Origin of the sequence: Enterobacter cloacae complex sp. 2022EL-00981 (assembly GCF_028737495.1) — a bacterium.
GTDB classification, from domain to species: Bacteria; Pseudomonadota; Gammaproteobacteria; order Enterobacterales; family Enterobacteriaceae; genus Enterobacter; species Enterobacter cloacae.
Genome location: NZ_JAQZRK010000001.1, coordinates 252,330 through 267,999, shown reverse-complemented (window position 1 = coordinate 267,999; position 15,670 = coordinate 252,330). Strand labels below are relative to the sequence as shown.

The 15,670-nt window shown below is 53.2% G+C and carries 13 protein-coding genes, 2 tRNA genes and 2 other RNA genes; 8 read left to right on the top strand and 9 right to left on the bottom strand.

Annotation, left to right across the window (positions count from 1 at the left end; translation table 11 throughout):
• Positions 1 to 31 precede the first annotated feature (31 nt).
• Positions 32 to 646, bottom strand: coding sequence for a thymidine kinase (gene tdk, locus PUZ33_RS01290; RefSeq protein ID WP_013096267.1), 615 nt, complete (start codon positions 644 to 646; stop codon positions 32 to 34).
• 549 nt (positions 647 to 1,195) lie between these two features.
• On the opposite strand from tdk, the gene hns reads away from it, so the two are divergent.
• Positions 1,196 to 1,609, top strand: a complete 414-nt coding sequence (gene hns / locus PUZ33_RS01285; RefSeq protein ID WP_008502781.1) for a histone-like nucleoid-structuring protein H-NS — start codon at positions 1,196 to 1,198, stop codon at positions 1,607 to 1,609.
• A gap of 199 nt (positions 1,610 to 1,808) precedes the next feature.
• Here hns and galU read toward each other — a convergent pair whose 3' ends face one another.
• From galU to rssA, 3 genes are all read right to left on the bottom strand, one after another.
• Entirely contained in the window at positions 1,809 to 2,717 is a 909-nt protein-coding gene (gene galU / locus PUZ33_RS01280) for a UTP--glucose-1-phosphate uridylyltransferase GalU (RefSeq protein ID WP_029883446.1), read from the bottom strand.
• Positions 2,718 to 2,917: 200 nt separating this feature from the next.
• On the bottom strand, positions 2,918 to 3,931 hold the full coding sequence (gene rssB, locus PUZ33_RS01275) for a two-component system response regulator RssB (protein WP_058681354.1): 1,014 nt from the start codon (positions 3,929 to 3,931) through the stop codon (positions 2,918 to 2,920).
• A gap of 91 nt (positions 3,932 to 4,022) precedes the next feature.
• The gene (gene rssA, locus PUZ33_RS01270) at positions 4,023 to 4,925 is read right to left on the bottom strand and encodes a patatin-like phospholipase RssA (protein ID WP_058681355.1); all 903 of its coding nucleotides are present in this window, start codon (positions 4,923 to 4,925) and stop codon (positions 4,023 to 4,025) included.
• Positions 4,926 to 5,040: 115 nt separating this feature from the next.
• On the opposite strand from rssA, the gene PUZ33_RS01265 reads away from it, so the two are divergent.
• From PUZ33_RS01265 to PUZ33_RS01240, 6 genes are all read left to right on the top strand, one after another.
• Positions 5,041 to 5,499, top strand: a complete 459-nt coding sequence (locus tag PUZ33_RS01265) for a YchJ family protein (RefSeq protein ID WP_062676515.1) — start codon at positions 5,041 to 5,043, stop codon at positions 5,497 to 5,499.
• 48 nt (positions 5,500 to 5,547) lie between these two features.
• Positions 5,548 to 6,390: a formyltetrahydrofolate deformylase gene (purU, locus tag PUZ33_RS01260; protein WP_013096262.1), complete on the top strand. Its 843-nt coding sequence runs from the start codon at positions 5,548 to 5,550 to the stop codon at positions 6,388 to 6,390.
• A gap of 156 nt (positions 6,391 to 6,546) precedes the next feature.
• Positions 6,547 to 6,631 (top strand) — tRNA-Tyr (locus tag PUZ33_RS01255).
• A gap of 35 nt (positions 6,632 to 6,666) precedes the next feature.
• A tRNA-Tyr gene (locus PUZ33_RS01250) sits at positions 6,667 to 6,751 on the top strand.
• Between the two features lie 44 nt (positions 6,752 to 6,795).
• A non-coding RNA gene (locus PUZ33_RS01245) (RtT sRNA) lies at positions 6,796 to 6,926 on the top strand.
• A 44-nt stretch (positions 6,927 to 6,970) separates the two neighbouring features.
• Positions 6,971 to 7,101: non-coding RNA, RtT sRNA (locus tag PUZ33_RS01240), on the top strand.
• An 84-nt stretch (positions 7,102 to 7,185) separates the two neighbouring features.
• Here PUZ33_RS01240 and PUZ33_RS01235 read toward each other — a convergent pair.
• Positions 7,186 to 7,629, bottom strand: a complete 444-nt coding sequence (locus PUZ33_RS01235) for an Lrp/AsnC family transcriptional regulator (protein ID WP_252107547.1) — start codon at positions 7,627 to 7,629, stop codon at positions 7,186 to 7,188.
• 107 nt (positions 7,630 to 7,736) lie between these two features.
• Here PUZ33_RS01235 and PUZ33_RS01230 point away from each other — a divergent pair, with 107 nt between their 5' ends.
• Complete coding sequence (locus tag PUZ33_RS01230) at positions 7,737 to 8,633, top strand: DMT family transporter (RefSeq protein ID WP_252107556.1); 897 nt, start codon at positions 7,737 to 7,739, stop codon at positions 8,631 to 8,633.
• Here the strand turns inward: PUZ33_RS01230 and narI are convergent.
• From narI to PUZ33_RS01210, 4 genes are read right to left on the bottom strand one after another with little or no spacing between them, the layout of a single operon-like run.
• On the bottom strand, positions 8,630 to 9,307 hold the full coding sequence (gene narI / locus PUZ33_RS01225) for a respiratory nitrate reductase subunit gamma (RefSeq protein WP_013096259.1): 678 nt from the start codon (positions 9,305 to 9,307) through the stop codon (positions 8,630 to 8,632). The genes PUZ33_RS01230 and narI overlap by 4 nt on opposite strands.
• Positions 9,307 to 10,017: a nitrate reductase molybdenum cofactor assembly chaperone gene (gene narJ / locus PUZ33_RS01220; RefSeq protein ID WP_014832259.1), complete on the bottom strand. Its 711-nt coding sequence runs from the start codon at positions 10,015 to 10,017 to the stop codon at positions 9,307 to 9,309. Before narJ ends, narI begins: the two co-directional genes overlap by 1 nt.
• A complete protein-coding gene (gene narH / locus PUZ33_RS01215; RefSeq protein WP_013096257.1) occupies positions 10,014 to 11,549 on the bottom strand; it encodes a nitrate reductase subunit beta in 1,536 nt (511 codons plus the stop codon). Before narH ends, narJ begins: the two co-directional genes overlap by 4 nt.
• Positions 11,546 to 15,289, bottom strand: coding sequence for a nitrate reductase subunit alpha (locus PUZ33_RS01210; protein ID WP_013096256.1), 3,744 nt, complete (start codon positions 15,287 to 15,289; stop codon positions 11,546 to 11,548). Before PUZ33_RS01210 ends, narH begins: the two co-directional genes overlap by 4 nt.
• Positions 15,290 to 15,670 lie beyond the last annotated feature (381 nt).

Sequence of the window (15,670 nt, the reverse complement as noted above, 5' to 3'; positions counted from 1 at the left end):
GTCTGAAGATCAGGCTTTGAGTTCTTTGAAACTACTTCCGGTTATCGTGCTGAATCGCCGTCAGGGAGCCCACAGACAACGCCTCTTTATAATGCTTACGACAGACCGACACATAGCGTTCATTGCCCCCTATCACCACCTGCTCACCGTCTGCATAGGGTTTACCAGACTGATCAAGACGAAGCACCATACTGGCTTTACGGCCGCAAAAACAGATGGTTTTCAGTTCGACCAGTTTATCGGACCAGGCAAGCAAATACTGGCTACCGGCAAATAGCTCCCCGCGAAAGTCCGTGCGCAAACCATAGCAGAGAACGGGAATATCAAGTTCATCTACGACCTCTGAAAGCGCATGCACCTGTTCACGCGTCAGGAACTGGCTTTCATCGACCAGAACGCAATGAATGGGCTGGGAAGTATGCTCGGCACGGATATCCTGCAACAGGTCCGTTTGTGGGTTAAACAGTCTGGCCGGAGACGAGAGACCAATTCTTGAACTCACCTTACCTGCACCGAAGCGATCGTCGATTTCAGCGGTGTAAACAACGGTGCGCATCCCTCGTTCCTGATAATTGTAGGAGGATTGCAGTAACGCCGTGGATTTTCCGGCATTCATTGCCGAATAGTAGAAATAAAGTTGTGCCATTGGCCGTCAAACCCTAATCAATGTGTAATATTCCCAATGATTCATTGTACCATATTTTGTCTGGTCATCAGCGATACACCACACAGAGTATGGGGTTCAAGCCGCTGTTAACCACGAGATGCACAGGAAAATAATGCGATAAAACAGGAGGTAAACGGATTCAGCATGCTCTATTTGTCGCGAACCCACTAAACATAACACTTCTTTTTATACTGGAATCCACGTTCATTAAAATTCACTATTTATTAACTATTTTTGCTCTGGCAACGCTGGCAGAAACTAATACAAAAGGCTGATATTTATCCGCCGCAACTATAATTCCTGCGGTAAATGTCACAAAAAAAAGATGCAACCGAACGGGTTAAGCAGGTAAGCGTGATAACAAGCGAGCCTGTGTGGGTATGAAATTTAAGTTAGCGTAATTAATAATAGCGACCATTATTCCGTATTTTTTGAATTCCTTACATTCCCACCTATTGCACAACTGAATTTATCGCTCTATTATTAGGACAACAAACCACCCCCCATTATAAGTTTGAGATTACTACAATGAGCGAAGCACTTAAAATTCTGAACAACATCCGTACTCTTCGTGCGCAGGCAAGAGAATGCACCCTGGAAACGCTTGAAGAAATGCTGGAAAAATTAGAAGTTGTAGTTAATGAACGTCGCGAAGAAGAAAGCGCTGCTGCTGCTGAAATCGAAGAGCGTACACGTAAACTGCAGCAATATCGTGAAATGCTGATTGCTGATGGTATCGATCCAAATGAATTGCTGAACAGCATGGCTGCAGCGAAGACCGGTACTAAAGCAAAACGCGCTGCTCGTCCTGCTAAATATAGCTATGTCGACGAGAACGGCGAAACTAAAACCTGGACTGGCCAGGGTCGTACACCTGCTGTTATCAAAAAAGCCATGGATGAGCAAGGTAAACAGCTGGACGACTTCCTGATCAAGGATTAATCCTAACGTATTCAGAAAAATCCCGCTTAATGCGGGATTTTTTTTATCCTCAATTCCTGCAAACATCCCCTTACATGCCGTCATATTGGGACATCGTACTATTTAACGTTCCTTACAGACCGGCGTGGTTACCCTGAGTTGTGGGCATAAAAAAACCGGTGGGCATCGCCTCACCGGTCTTGATCATTTGCAGACGGGGTTATTTTTTAATACCCACGCTCTCTTTCAGCCAGGCTTTAAATTCTTCACCCAGTGAATTGTGGCGGATGCCATATTCCACGAACGCCTGCATATAACCGAGTTTATTACCGCAGTCATGGCTCTTACCTTTCATATGGTAGGCTTCAACGGTCTCTTTCTCGATCAGCATATCGATAGCATCGGTCAGCTGGATCTCATCTCCTGCTCCTGGAGGCGTTTTCGCCAGCAGTGGCCAGATTTCAGCACTCAGGACATAGCGACCTACTACCGCCAGATTAGACGGCGCTACGTCGGCTTTAGGCTTCTCTACGACGCCTACCATTGGCACGCTTTCACCGGGTTCAAGATTAACGCCTTTACAGTCAACAACACCGTAAGCCGTCACGTCTTCAACAGGTTCAACCATAATCTGGCTGCTACCCGTTTCGTCAAAGCGCTTGATCATCTCAGCAAGGTTATCCTGAGACAGATCGGATTCATATTCGTCCAGAATGACGTCTGGCAGAATGACCGCAACAGGTTCATTACCCACAACAGGATATGCACAAAGTACCGCGTGGCCCAGACCTTTCGCCAGCCCCTGACGCACCTGCATAATGGTAACGTGCGGAGGGCAAATAGACTGAACTTCTTCTAACAGCTGACGCTTAACGCGTTTTTCCAGCATGGCTTCGAGTTCGAAACTGGTATCGAAATGGTTTTCGATAGAGTTTTTAGATGAATGTGTAACCAGCACAATTTCAGTGATGCCGGCCGCGATACATTCGTTTACGACATACTGAATTAATGGCTTATCAACCAGTGGCAACATCTCTTTAGGAATTGCCTTAGTTGCTGGTAACATCCTGGTCCCCAATCCCGCTACCGGGATGACGGCCTTTCTGACTTTCGAATTTAGGGCAGCCATTCAAATTCTCCTGAGCTGTTCAAGTTTTGAACTTTTATGCATTAAATAACGCGTTGAGTATATCAGCCTCATCACACAGTCCGGGTCTGAAAAGAACGCGTTGCCGATCAATTAGGATAAATACGCATGAATCTGGGCAGCGATAGTAGCACTCCCCACAAAACACAGGTAAGGCAATCTTAAAATTAAGATCCAACTGCTTATTCCGTGGACAACATTAACCGCAACCGCCCGCCGGCACCCCAAATTTGGCACTGCCAGGAAGAACAGCGATGGCTAATTTGATTAAGATAAGCCGTACCCAATGTCCCCAGCGGGACACCGTTGCTAACCTGAATATGATGTTCCCCGGTATTCAGAGAGGCGTTCAGACCCGCTGAAACGAGGATAAGATTTTTCAATCCACTATGGTAATAGCCAACCAGCAATGGAAATTGTCCTGGTAAATTGGCCTGGCGAAAAAGCTGGTTAACCTGTTTAAGTAAACTGCCTAACTCCGGAAGCCGTTGCCCCTGATGCGATAACTGTTCCTGCAACAGCCCGTTAAATAGCGCACGAAGTAATAATGCTGCTAATACACCATTATCCCCTGCACGGGTAACATCCAGGGAATAAAACGCAAGATCGGAATCCGATAATGGCGCAATATCCAGCACCAGACCGGGCTGATCTGCGGCCACAAGTTGGCGATAATTTATTCGACAGTGTGAAAAGGTCTGTTGTACCGGCGGCTGAAGTTCCTGCAATAGCTTGGCCGCGGCAGGCGGATTACTGACTAAAGCATCCCAGTCCTGGAAAAGGCGCTCTTCTTCCTCGACGCGGGAATTAAACATATTCGGATAAAGGCAGGCCAATACCGTTTCACGCAAACGGTTCAGATCTTTTACTGGTTTCAGCAGAATATCCTGCACCCCCAGACGCAATGCTTTGGCAATATCCGCCATATTTTCCGTCGCGGAGATCACCAGTATGGGCGTCTGGTTGCCCTCATTACGCAGATGTTCAACCAAATTCAGACCATTCATCCGCGGCATTGCAATATCACAGATCATCAGATCGGGCGTGATACTGACCATTTTTTCCAGGGCATCAACACCATCTTCAGCCAGGGCAGTGGTTGCCCCCAGCGAGGATAACCACGAATCCAGTAGCGATCGGAAAACGGGCTCGTCTTCAACAATCAAAATGTGTTTTCCGGCCAATGGCTGCGTCATGGTTCCTCCCCTGGCTGACAGTTACTAAATAGTGGCATGCTATCGGCACTATCGCCTGTCAGATTTTGCTGAAGTAGTCAAAAAAAGGTGCTCAACGTGCGGTTCGCACAAATGGCAATAATTCGTCCATTTTCTTTTCGACGGCTAAAGAGCCCGCTGCGATGGCGGCCTCAGCCCGATGGAAATCAAGGGTAGAGATTTGTGGACAATAGGGTTGAATCAGAATATCCGGTGGGTCGCCCGCCATACGGTTACGTTTCAGGCGGTTTTCCAGCACCTGGATTGAGGTGGTCATAATCTCCATTGCCGTGGGTGCAGCGACCGAGCGGCGCGCGGCTATCCGACCAATTCGCCCGCGTAAGCGCTCATGCCAGGCCAGTTTTTCCGCCTCGGCATCTTCGCTTTGCAAATTGACCGGCATGAGGTCTTGCTGCATCAGGTGAGCGTCGTGTTGTAAATCGACCGCGATCACGATGTCAGCCCCCATTGCCCGCGTCAAAGAGATTGGCACAGGGTTAACGACACCGCCATCAACAAGCCAATAACCATTATGCGGGACAGGAGCCATAAGGCCCGGCATACTGCAGGAGGCGCGAACGGCAAGGTGGATATCCCCTTCGGTCAGCCACAGCTCACGTCCCGTACTGAGATTCGTCGCCACGGCGCCAAATGGCAACTGACAATCGCTGTAGTCCTGAAGAGGCATAATCTGACGGAACTGGTTAAAGACGCGTTCACCGCGAAGCAACCCACCGCGCTGCCACGAAAGGTCCATCAGGCGCAGCACGTCCCAGTAACTGAAGGATCGCACCCACGCTTCAAGTTCAGGCAATTTGCCGCACGCATAGGCGGAACCTACCAGCGATCCAATCGAACATCCTGCAACAATATCGACATCGACGCCCATCTGGTTTAAGGCATTTATCACGCCGATGTGTGACCATCCGCGGGCTGCACCTGAGCCCAGCGCCAGTCCAATTTTAACCTTTCTCATTAGCCCTGTTTTACTTCCCCTGGATTCCCGACATAGCGTCAACGCAACAGCTCAGTTAACATGGTGCTACCCGAAGCGTTTTACGCCCTTAATTTTTTGTTCCAGGAAGAGAATCGTGTCTCAACTCTGCCCCTGTGGTAGCGCTCTGGAGTATAGCCTATGTTGCCAGCGATATCTTTCTGGCGATCAGGTTGCACCAGACCCATCACACCTTATGCGTTCACGGTATACCGCTTTTGTGATCAAGGACGCAGACTACCTGATTAAAACCTGGCACCCCTCATGCCGAGCCGCCAGTTTCAAACAGGAGATCGAAGCCGGGTTCGCCAATACCCAGTGGCTCGGTCTTACCGTTTATGAATCCGCACCCGGTAGTCACGAAAATGAAGGTTACGTCAGCTTTGTTGCCCGGTTTACTGAACACAATAAACCGGGTGCCATTATCGAGCGTTCCCGGTTCTTAAAGGAAAGCGGGCAATGGTATTATATTGACGGAACGCGCCCGCAGTTTGGTCGTAACGATCCCTGCCCTTGTGGTTCTGGTAAAAAATTTAAAAAGTGTTGCGGGCAGTAACGCCCGACAACCGAGACTTCGCAAATACTCAAACAGGATTTCCCGGCGATGCAATCACTACAACGTAAAGTTCTGCGCACCATCTGTCCCGATCAAAAAGGACTGATCGCACGAATTACCAACATCTGTTACAAACATGAATTGAATATCGTGCAGAACAACGAATTCGTTGACCACCGTACCGGTCGTTTCTTCATGCGTACCGAACTGGAAGGTATTTTCAACGACACCACTCTGCTTGCCGATCTGGACAGCGCGTTGCCGGAAGGTTCCGTACGCGAGCTGACGCCAGCAGGCCGTCGTCGCATCGTGATTCTGGTGACCAAAGAAGCCCACTGCCTGGGCGATTTGCTGATGAAAGCAAACTACGGCGGTCTGGATGTCGAAATCGCCGCCGTTATCGGTAACCACGAGACGCTGCGTACGCTGGTAGAGCGTTTTGATATTCCCTTCGAGCTGGTGAGCCATGAAGGCCATACGCGTGAAGAGCACGACAACCTGATGGCTGAGGCTATTGAAGCGCACAACCCGGACTACGTTGTCCTGGCGAAATACATGCGCGTGCTGACACCCTCCTTCGTGGCGCGTTTCCCGAACAAAATTATCAACATTCACCACTCCTTCCTGCCCGCCTTTATTGGCGCACGTCCCTACCATCAGGCCTATGAACGCGGCGTGAAGATCATCGGCGCAACGGCGCATTACGTGAATGACAATCTGGATGAAGGCCCAATCATCATGCAGGACGTGATTCATGTGGATCACACCTACACGGCGGAAGACATGATGCGTGCCGGACGCGATGTTGAGAAGAACGTTCTGAGCCGCGCACTCTATCAGGTGCTGGCGCAGCGCGTATTCGTGTACGGTAACAGAACGATCATTCTTTAATCGACAGTGAAATGAATTGGTTAGCTTTACAGCTTTGCGGGTAAAAATCAGGCAACCAGTTTATTTTTCTTGTGGTAACGCTTTACAGGGGCGTGTCATTTGATATGATGCGCCCCGCTTCCAGCAGGAAGCAGGCCAGTACAAGCATTACCCCGTGGTGGGGTTCCCGAGCGGCCAAAGGGAGCAGACTGTAAATCTGCCGTCATCGACTTCGAAGGTTCGAATCCTTCCCCCACCACCATCTCTCAGCACGACCTCAAAATTTGAATTACCCCTGGTGGGGTTCCCGAGCGGCCAAAGGGAGCAGACTGTAAATCTGCCGTCATCGACTTCGAAGGTTCGAATCCTTCCCCCACCACCATTACTTCCATGTCGTATCAAACTCACACTTCGCTAAGTGCTCTATATTCATCGCATGCGGGAAGGATGAGAAGCTTCGACTAAGGTTCGATTCGAGCGTAGCGAGAAAGCGTTGCCGCAGGCAACGACCCTAAGGGCGAGGCGCAACGCGCCGAGTAATCCTTCCCCCACCACCAATACTTCCATGTCGCATTAAACCCACACTTCGCTAAGTGCTCTATATTCATCGCATGCGGGAAGGATGAGAAGCTTCGACTAAGGTTCGATTCGAGCGTAGCGAGAAAGCGTTGCCGCAGGCAACGACCCGAAGGGCGAGGCGCAACGCGCCGAGTAATCCTTCCCCCACCACCATTAATTCCAAAAATCATAATAAAACCTAACCGAGCAAACTTTCGTAGGCCGGGTAAGGCGTAGCCGCCACCCGGCGACAGACGGCTACATCGGCGGCAAGCGTCGCTTCACCGGTGAGCTCTTCACAATCGACGTATTACACTGGGCATGCTCCGCCAGCCCGTCCAGCAACACATCCAGTTGTTCAATCGACCGCACCACCAGCCGGATGACAAAACAGTCTTCACCGGTCACTTTGTCGCTTTCAATGCACTCCGGCATCGCCTGGATGTATTTATCCACTTTATGTAACAGTCCAGGCAACGGGCGAACCCGCACCAGCGCCCGTAGCGTATACCCTAACGCCGCCAGATTGACCCGGGCACCGTAACCCTGAATCACTCCACGCTCTTCCAGCCTTTTCAGGCGTTCTGCCGTGCTGGGCGAGGTCAGACCGATACGGCCGCTGAGCACCTTCAGCGACATACGCGCATCGTCGACCAGACAAGCCAAAATTTGCCGATCGATATCATCGAGAAGGTATTCCATCGTTTTAACCTAATTTTAAAAAGTCATTCGCGTATTTAACCTTATCTCAACCCTGTAAAACCCGACAGCAATTTTCGACAATAGCGTCATCAACCAGGAGGTGAATGATGCGTGACTTACATAAAGGCGTCTGGCAAATGAGCCTGGCGATGTTAATTTCCGGCTCGATTGGCGCGTTTGTTTTACTCTCCGGACTGCCAGTGTCAGAAGTGGTTTTCTGGCGCTGTCTGATCGGCGCAATCGCACTGTTCATTTTCATTCGGATGAGCCAAAAACCCTTTAGTCCCCTCACCCGTACCTCTCTGCTGCTGGCTATTCTCGGCGGGGTAGCATTAGTGGTGAACTGGCTGCTGCTGTTCGCTGCCTATGAACGTATTTCGATAGGCCTTTCCACTGTGGTCTATAACACTCAGCCCTTTATGCTGGTGATGATGGGTATGTTATTAGGCGAACGCGTCAGTCTGGTCAAATGGGGCTGGCTGTTTCTTGCCTTCGGCGGGGTTGTAATTTTGCTCTCAGGCGAACTGTCCGGTTCCCATGGCTCAGCCTGGCTCGCGGGGATCGGTCTGGCACTGGGTGCGGCGTTCTTCTATGCGTTGACGGCGATTATTGCCCGCAAACTGAAATCCATCGCGCCACAGCATATAGCCTTTATTCAGGTGCTGACAGGCGTAGTAATGCTACTGCCGTTTGCCCATATGCCCGCTTTGTCCGCTGATTTTCCGTGGCCACTTTTACTGACGCTGGGCATTGTCCATACCGGTATCATGTATCAGCTGTTGTATAGCGCCATCCAAAAACTTCCGACGCCCATTACCGGTTCACTGTCCTTTATCTATCCGGTAGTAGCCATCGTTGTCGATAACGTGGTCTTCGGGCATTCGCTGGATATTACCCAACTGGCGGGCGGCGCGCTGATCCTGTTTGCTGCGGCAGGCAATAATCTGGGCTGGGGCGAAAAAAAACCCCGCGAATGCGGGGTTAGTATCAAAACGACAAATTAGCGACGGGCACGCACAATCTGGTATTTGCGCGTCAGGTACTCCACCGGCGCGCTCCAGATGTGCACCAGACGAGAGAACGGGAACAGCACAAACAGGGTCATACCCAACACCAGGTGCAGGCGGAAGATAAACGCCACCCCATCCAGATGTTCAGATGCGCCTCCGTGGAAGGTCACTACGGACTGCGCCCATCCCACCAGCTTCATCATCTCGCTGCCGTCCATATGCTGCGCCGAGAATGGAATGGTCAGCAGACCCAGTGCGCACTGAACCATCAGCAGAGAGAGGATCAGGATATCCGCCGTGGTCGTGGTAGCCCGCACGCGCGGACTGAACAGACGGCGTTTCAGCAGCAGCAGACCACCAACCAGGGTCATCACGCCGCAAGCGCCACCGGCGATCATCGCCATCTTCTGCTTCACTTCGATGGGCAGCCACGCTTCATACATCCAGTGTGGCGTCAGCATTCCCAGGAAGTGACCGGCAAAAATCCCCAGAATACCGATGTGGAACAGGTTAGACGCAACGTGCATCCCTTTACGATCCAGCATCTGGCTGGAGGCAGCACGCCAGGTGTACTGGCCATAGTCATAACGCAGCCAGCTTCCCACCAGGAACACGGTGCCCGCGATATACGGGTAAATGTCAAAGAAGAACATATTCAGGAAGTGCATTAGTGCCGTCCTCCGTTAGAGATATTCAAATATTGCGGGGCAACCGCGCCGGCAAAACGACGCTGGTGAGCCGAAATTTCAGATTCGCCGCAGCTCTGGTCAGCAAAGAATTTCACCTGCTCTTCTTCCCAGACTGCATCCAGCGCCTGTGGCGTGTCGTCGCGGGCTTCGTCCGCAATTTTCTCCGCCACTTTTTCACTGTCGACCGAGGCATTCGCCAGCTTCACCAGCACCCCGAACAGCGCCGCATAGCGGCTCTCGCGCTGCTGAAGACGGGCGCTGAGCAACGCCAGAATCGGCGCGATGTCCTGCAGACCACCCAGCGCTTCTTCTTTTGGCAACTGCGCCAGATACTCCAGGTACAGCGGCAGATGATCCGGCAGCTCGCGGCTGTCGAGCTGCAGGCCGTGCTGCTCGTACTGGGCCATCAGGTCCACCATCGCCTGCCCCCTATCGCGGGATTCACCGTGAACGTGTTCAAACAGCAGCAGCGAGGTTGCGCGACCGCGATCAAACAGCTGGCTGTAATCCGCCTGCGCATCGAGAAGATCACGCGCTAACAGGTCGCGGAGGAAAACGCCCAGTGTCTGGGCATCTTCTTTATCCAGGTTTTCAGAGGACGCGAGCGCATCAAAGAGTTCCTGCTGATGCTGCGCCAGCGCGGCATCCGGGTACTCCAGCAGACGCGAAATAATCACGAGTTCAATCATGGGTGCGGCTCCGTTTTGCTGGTCACATCCATGGCGTCGATGCGGCGGCTGTTGAACAGGTTGAATTTGCTGTCAGACCCGTGGCAACCGTCGCCAAAGCTAAAGCCACAACCGTTTTTCTCCGGGAAGGCTTCGCGGGCCAGTTCACGGTGGCTGCTTGGTACCACGAAACGATCTTCGTAGTTGGCAATGGCCAGGTAGCGGTACATCTCCTGCGCCTGCGCTTCGGTCAGGCCGACCTCTTCCAGCGCACGGGTGTCGGTCACGCCGTCCACGGTTTCCGCACGTTTGAAGTGGCGCATCGCCAGCATACGTTTCAGCGCCAGCAGTACCGGCTGGGTATCGCCTGCGGTCAGCAGGTTTGCCAGGTACTGTACCGGGATACGCAGGCTCTCCACGTCCGGCAGAATGCCGTTGCTGCCCAGCTCGCCTGCATCCGCGGCTGACTGAATCGGCGACAGAGGCGGCACGTACCAGACCATCGGCAGCGTGCGGTATTCCGGGTGCAGTGGCAGGGCCAGCTTCCAGTCCATCGCCATTTTGTATACCGGAGACTGCTGCGCCGCGTCGATTACGCTCTGCGGAATGCCGTCTTTCAGCGCCTGCTCAATCACTTTCGGATCGTTCGGGTCAAGGAACACGTCCAGCTGACGCTGGTACAGATCTTTCTCGTTCTCGGTGCTCGCGGCATTTTCAATCGCGTCCGCGTCATACAGCAGCACGCCGAGGTAACGAATACGGCCTACGCAGCTCTCAGAGCAGACAGTCGGCATACCGGCTTCGATACGTGGGTAGCAGAAGATGCACTTCTCAGACTTACCGCTCTTCCAGTTGAAGTAGATTTTTTTGTACGGGCAGCCGGTGATGCACATACGCCAGCCGCGGCACTTGTCCTGGTCGATCAGCACGATGCCGTCTTCTTCACGCTTGTAGATGGCACCGCTCGGGCAGGTCGCCACGCACGCCGGGTTGAGGCAGTGCTCACACAGACGCGGCAGGTACATCATGAAGGTGTTTTCAAACTGGCCGTACATCGCCTTCTGCATGTTCTCGAAATTCTGGTCTTTGGCGCGCTTTTCGAACTCGCCGCCCAGAATTTCTTCCCAGTTTGGACCGCTGGTAATTTTGTCCATGCGCTGGCCGGTGATCAGCGAGCGAGGACGGGCGATCGGCTGGTGCTTACTTTCCGGCGCGTTATGCAGGTTCTGGTAGTCGTAGTCAAACGGCTCGTAATAATCTTCGATACCCGGCAGATGCGGGTTGGCGAAGATTTTACCCAGCAGCATCGCACGGTTACCCATGCGCGGCTGCAGCTTACCGTTGATTTTACGGATCCAGCCGCCCTTCCACTTCTCCTGGTTTTCCCAGTCGGTCGGGAAGCCGGTACCCGGCTTACTTTCCACGTTGTTGAACCAGGCGTATTCCATCCCTTCACGGCTGGTCCAGACGTTCTTACAGGTGACTGAGCAGGTATGACAGCCGATGCATTTATCCAGATTCAGCACCATGCCGACTTGTGAACGAATTTTCATTTTACGCTCTCCTGTACCTGGTCATTACCTTCGCCATCTAACCAGTTAATATTTTTCATCTTACGTACCACCACGAACTCATCGCGGTTAGAACCTACCGTACCGTAGTAGTTAAAGCCGTAGGCCAGCTGTGCATAGCCACCGATCATGTGGGTCGGCTTCGGCGTAATACGGGTCACGGAGTTGTGAATACCGCCGCGCTGCTCGGTGATCTCTGAACCCGGCAGGTTCACGATACGTTCCTGCGCGTGGTACATCATGGTCATCCCGGCCGGTACGCGCTGGCTCACCACCGCACGCGCCGTCAGGGCGCCGTTGCTGTTGAACACTTCGATCCAGTCGTTATCTTCAATACCCAGATCTTTGGCGTCCGCTTCACTCATCCACACAATCGGACCACCGCGGGACAAGGTCAGCATCAGCAGGTTGTCGCTATAAGTAGAGTGGATCCCCCACTTCTGGTGCGGCGTCAGGAAGTTCAGCGCCTTCTCCGGGTTGCCGTTCGATTTCGCGCCCATCACCGCTTTCACGGAGCGGGTGTCGATTGGTGGACGGTAAACCAGCAGGCTTTCACCAAAGTCACGCATCCACTGGTGATCCTGATACAGCGACTGACGACCGGACAGAGTACGCCATGGGATCAGCTCGTGAACGTTGGTATATCCGGCGTTATAAGAGACATGTTCATCTTCCAGGCCAGACCAGGTCGGGCTGGAGATAATTTTGCGCGGCTGCGCCTGAATATCGCGGAAGCGGATTTTTTCGTCTTCTTTGTTGAGCGCCAGATGCGTGTGGTCGCGACCGGTAAATTCGCTCAGCGCTTTCCAGGCCTTCACGGCAACCTGGCCGTTGGTTTCCGGTGCCAGGGTCAGGATCATTTCTGCCGCATCAATCGCCGTATTCAGCATTGGCTGGCCTTTGGCCGGGCCGTCCGCTTTGGTGTAATTGAGCTTGCGCAGCAGATCCATTTCGCTCTGGGTGTTCCAGGCAATCCCTTTCCCGCCGTTGCCGATTTTCTCCATCAGCGGGCCGATAGAGGTAAAGCGCTCGTAGGTCGCCGGGTAGTCACGTTCCACCGGAATAATGTGCGGTGCCGTTACGCCCGGGATCAGGTCACACTCGCCTTTTTTCCAGTCCTTCACGTCCAGCGGCTGCGCCAGTTCAGCAGCGGAGTCGTGCTGGATAGGCAGCGTCACCACGTCGGTCTCTTTGCCCAGGTGCCCTACGCAGACTTCAGAGAATTTCTTCGCGATGTCTTTGTAGATATCCCAGTCGCTTTTTGATTCCCACGCCGGGTCAACGGCCGCAGACAGCGGATGAATAAACGGATGCATATCCGAGGTATTCATGTCGTCTTTTTCGTACCAGGTAGCGGTAGGCAGCACGATATCGGAGTACAGGCAGGTACTGGAGAGACGGAAGTCGAGGGTCACCACCAGATCCAGCTTGCCGTCGAGACCGTTGTCTTTCCACTCCACCTCTTCCGGCTTCACGCCGCCCTGCTTGCCGAGATCTTTACCCTGGATACCGTTTTCGGTACCGAGCAGGTATTTCAGCATGTACTCGTGGCCTTTACCGGACGAGCCCAGCAGGTTGGAACGCCAGATGAACAGGTTACGCGGATGGTTTTTACCGTTTTCCGGCTGCTCGGCCGCAAAACGGATTGAACCGTCTTTCAGAGACTTAACGGTGTAATCCACCGGCGACATCCCTGCCTGCTTCGCCTCTTCTGCAATACGCAGCGGGTTAGTACCCAGCTGAGGCGCGGACGGCAGCCAGCCCATGCGTTCGGCACGGACGTTAAAGTCGATCAGATGACCGCTGTAGCGGGATTTATCTGCCATTGGCGACAGCAGCTCCTGCGCGGTAACCGTCTCATAGCGCCACTGGCTGGAGTGGTTATAGAAGTAGGAAGTGCTGTTCATATGACGCGCCGGACGCTGCCAGTCAAGGGCAAACGCCAGCGGCTGCCAGCCGGTCTGCGGACGCAGTTTTTCCTGGCCCACGTAGTGCGCCCAGCCGCCACCGCTCTGACCGACACAGCCGCAGAAGATCAGCATATTGATCAGGCCACGGTAGTTCATATCGAGGTGATACCAGTGGTTCAGACCGGCACCGACGATAATCATTGAACGACCGTGGGTTTTGTCGGCGTTTTCTGCGAACTCACGGGCGATACGGGTGATCTGCGCACGCGGTACGCCGGTGATCTGCTCCGCCCAGGCTGGGGTGTACGCCTTCACATCGTCATAGCTGGTCGCGCAGTTTTCATCGTTCAGACCGCGCTCCAGGCCGTAGTTGGCCAGCGTCAGGTCATACACGGTGGTCACCAGGGCGCTAGAGCCGTCGGCCAGCTGCAGGCGTTTCACCGGCAGTTTGTGCATCAGGACGTTCTGTAGCTCGACCTTGTTGAAGTGCTCAGAACCTTCGCCGCCAAAGTACGGGAAGCCCACTTCTGCGATCTCATCCTGGCTGCCCAGCATGCTCAGACGCAGCTCGGTCTCTTCGCCGGTTGTACCGTTACGTTGTTCAAGGTTCCATTTGCCCTTCTCACCCCAGCGGAAGCCGATTGAACCGTTTGGCACCACCAGCTCACCGTTGCTGTTATACGCGACGGTTTTCCACTCAGGGTTGTTTTCCTGGCCCAGCGCATCCACAAGATCCGCCGCACGCAGCGTACGGCCTGCCGCGTAGTATCCGTCACGCTCTTCCAGCATCACCAGCATTGGCATGTCGGTATAACGACGCACGTAATCGGTGAAGTACTGGCTTGGTTTATCGAGGTGGAATTCACGCAGCATGACGTGGCCCATCGCCAGCGCCATCGCGGAGTCAGTACCCTGTTTAGGCGCCAGCCACAGGTCACACAGCTTGGCAATTTCGGCGTAGTCCGGGGTCACCGCAACGGTTTTGGTGCCTTTGTAACGCACTTCAGTAAAGAAGTGGGCATCCGGGGTACGGGTCTGCGGTACGTTTGAGCCCCAGGCGATAATGTAGCTTGAGTTATACCAGTCGGCGGACTCTGGCACGTCGGTCTGCTCACCCCAGGTCTGTGGAGACGCTGGCGGCAGGTCGCAGTACCAGTCGTAGAAGCTCAGACAGGTTCCCCCAATCAGGGAAAGATAGCGCGCGCCAGAAGCGTAAGAAACCATCGACATCGCCGGGATCGGCGAGAAGCCTGCCACGCGGTCAGGACCGTAAGTTTTGACGGTATAGACGTTAGAGGCGGCGATCAGCTCATTCACCTCTTTCCAGGAGGAGCGAACAAAACCACCGCGGCCACGCGCCTGCTTGAAGCTTTTCGCTTTGTCGGCGTCTTCGATGATGGATGCCCACGCCTCTACCGGATCGCTGTGCTGCACCTTCGCTTCACGCCACATTTTCATCAGGCGCTTGCGCATCAGAGGATATTTAAGACGGTTCGCACTGTAGAGATACCAGGAGTAGCTGGCACCACGCGGGCAGCCACGTGGTTCATGGTTCGGCATATCCGGGCGGGTGCGCGGATAGTCGGTCTGCTGCATTTCCCAGGTCACCAGACCGTTTTTAACGAAAATCTTCCAGCTACACGAGCCAGTGCAGTTTACACCGTGGGTTGAACGGACGACTTTGTCATGCTGCCAGCGCTGGCGGTAACCGTCTTCCCAGTCCCGGTTGGTATCCAGAACCTGGCCGTGCCCATCGGCAAAAGTTTCACCCTTCTGTTTGAAGTAGCGAAACCGGTCCAAAAATTTGCTCATCGGGTATCTCCTGTGTGGAGCCTGTGGCTCTCTAAATCGACATTGCTGATTTGCAGCGAAGGTAACGTCCTGTAAGAGAGGGAGAATTGATAACGATCAAGACGGAGGGGGACTATGAAGTAAGGTGTTATAGCGAATACCACCAAAGCGGTAGAATTTTTATTTTTATATCATACTGATTTTTAAAGGAATCTTCTATTTATCGTACAATAAGCCCGCCTGTTTTTAACATCTCGGGTATTAAGGGGTAGGCTCGGCTGAAAAGCGATGGCGATCACAGAGTTACCTGCGGGCGGGACGTTAGAAAACTCATCAGTATGTTGTAACTACTGAGAAAACAAAAAAACGCGACCCGAAGGTCGCGTAAACGGATAATCAAAC

What these genes read in the sequence shown, in the direction of transcription:
- galU (WP_029883446.1), bottom strand. Translation starts at nt 2,717, where the DNA reads ATGGCTGCCCTAAATTCGAAAGTCAGAAAGGCCGTCATCCCGGTAGCG.
- narH (WP_013096257.1), bottom strand. Translation starts at nt 11,549, where the DNA reads ATGAAAATTCGTTCACAAGTCGGCATGGTGCTGAATCTGGATAAATGC.
- narI (WP_013096259.1), bottom strand. Translation starts at nt 9,307, where the DNA reads ATGCACTTCCTGAATATGTTCTTCTTTGACATTTACCCGTATATCGCG.
- purU (WP_013096262.1), top strand. Translation starts at nt 5,548, where the DNA reads ATGCAATCACTACAACGTAAAGTTCTGCGCACCATCTGTCCCGATCAA.
- PUZ33_RS01230 (WP_252107556.1), top strand. Translation starts at nt 7,737, where the DNA reads ATGCGTGACTTACATAAAGGCGTCTGGCAAATGAGCCTGGCGATGTTA.
- PUZ33_RS01210 (WP_013096256.1), bottom strand. Translation starts at nt 15,289, where the DNA reads ATGAGCAAATTTTTGGACCGGTTTCGCTACTTCAAACAGAAGGGTGAA.
- rssA (WP_058681355.1), bottom strand. Translation starts at nt 4,925, where the DNA reads ATGAGAAAGGTTAAAATTGGACTGGCGCTGGGCTCAGGTGCAGCCCGC.
- tdk (WP_013096267.1), bottom strand. Translation starts at nt 646, where the DNA reads ATGGCACAACTTTATTTCTACTATTCGGCAATGAATGCCGGAAAATCC.
- hns (WP_008502781.1), top strand. Translation starts at nt 1,196, where the DNA reads ATGAGCGAAGCACTTAAAATTCTGAACAACATCCGTACTCTTCGTGCG.
- rssB (WP_058681354.1), bottom strand. Translation starts at nt 3,931, where the DNA reads ATGACGCAGCCATTGGCCGGAAAACACATTTTGATTGTTGAAGACGAG.
- narJ (WP_014832259.1), bottom strand. Translation starts at nt 10,017, where the DNA reads ATGATTGAACTCGTGATTATTTCGCGTCTGCTGGAGTACCCGGATGCC.
- PUZ33_RS01235 (WP_252107547.1), bottom strand. Translation starts at nt 7,629, where the DNA reads ATGGAATACCTTCTCGATGATATCGATCGGCAAATTTTGGCTTGTCTG.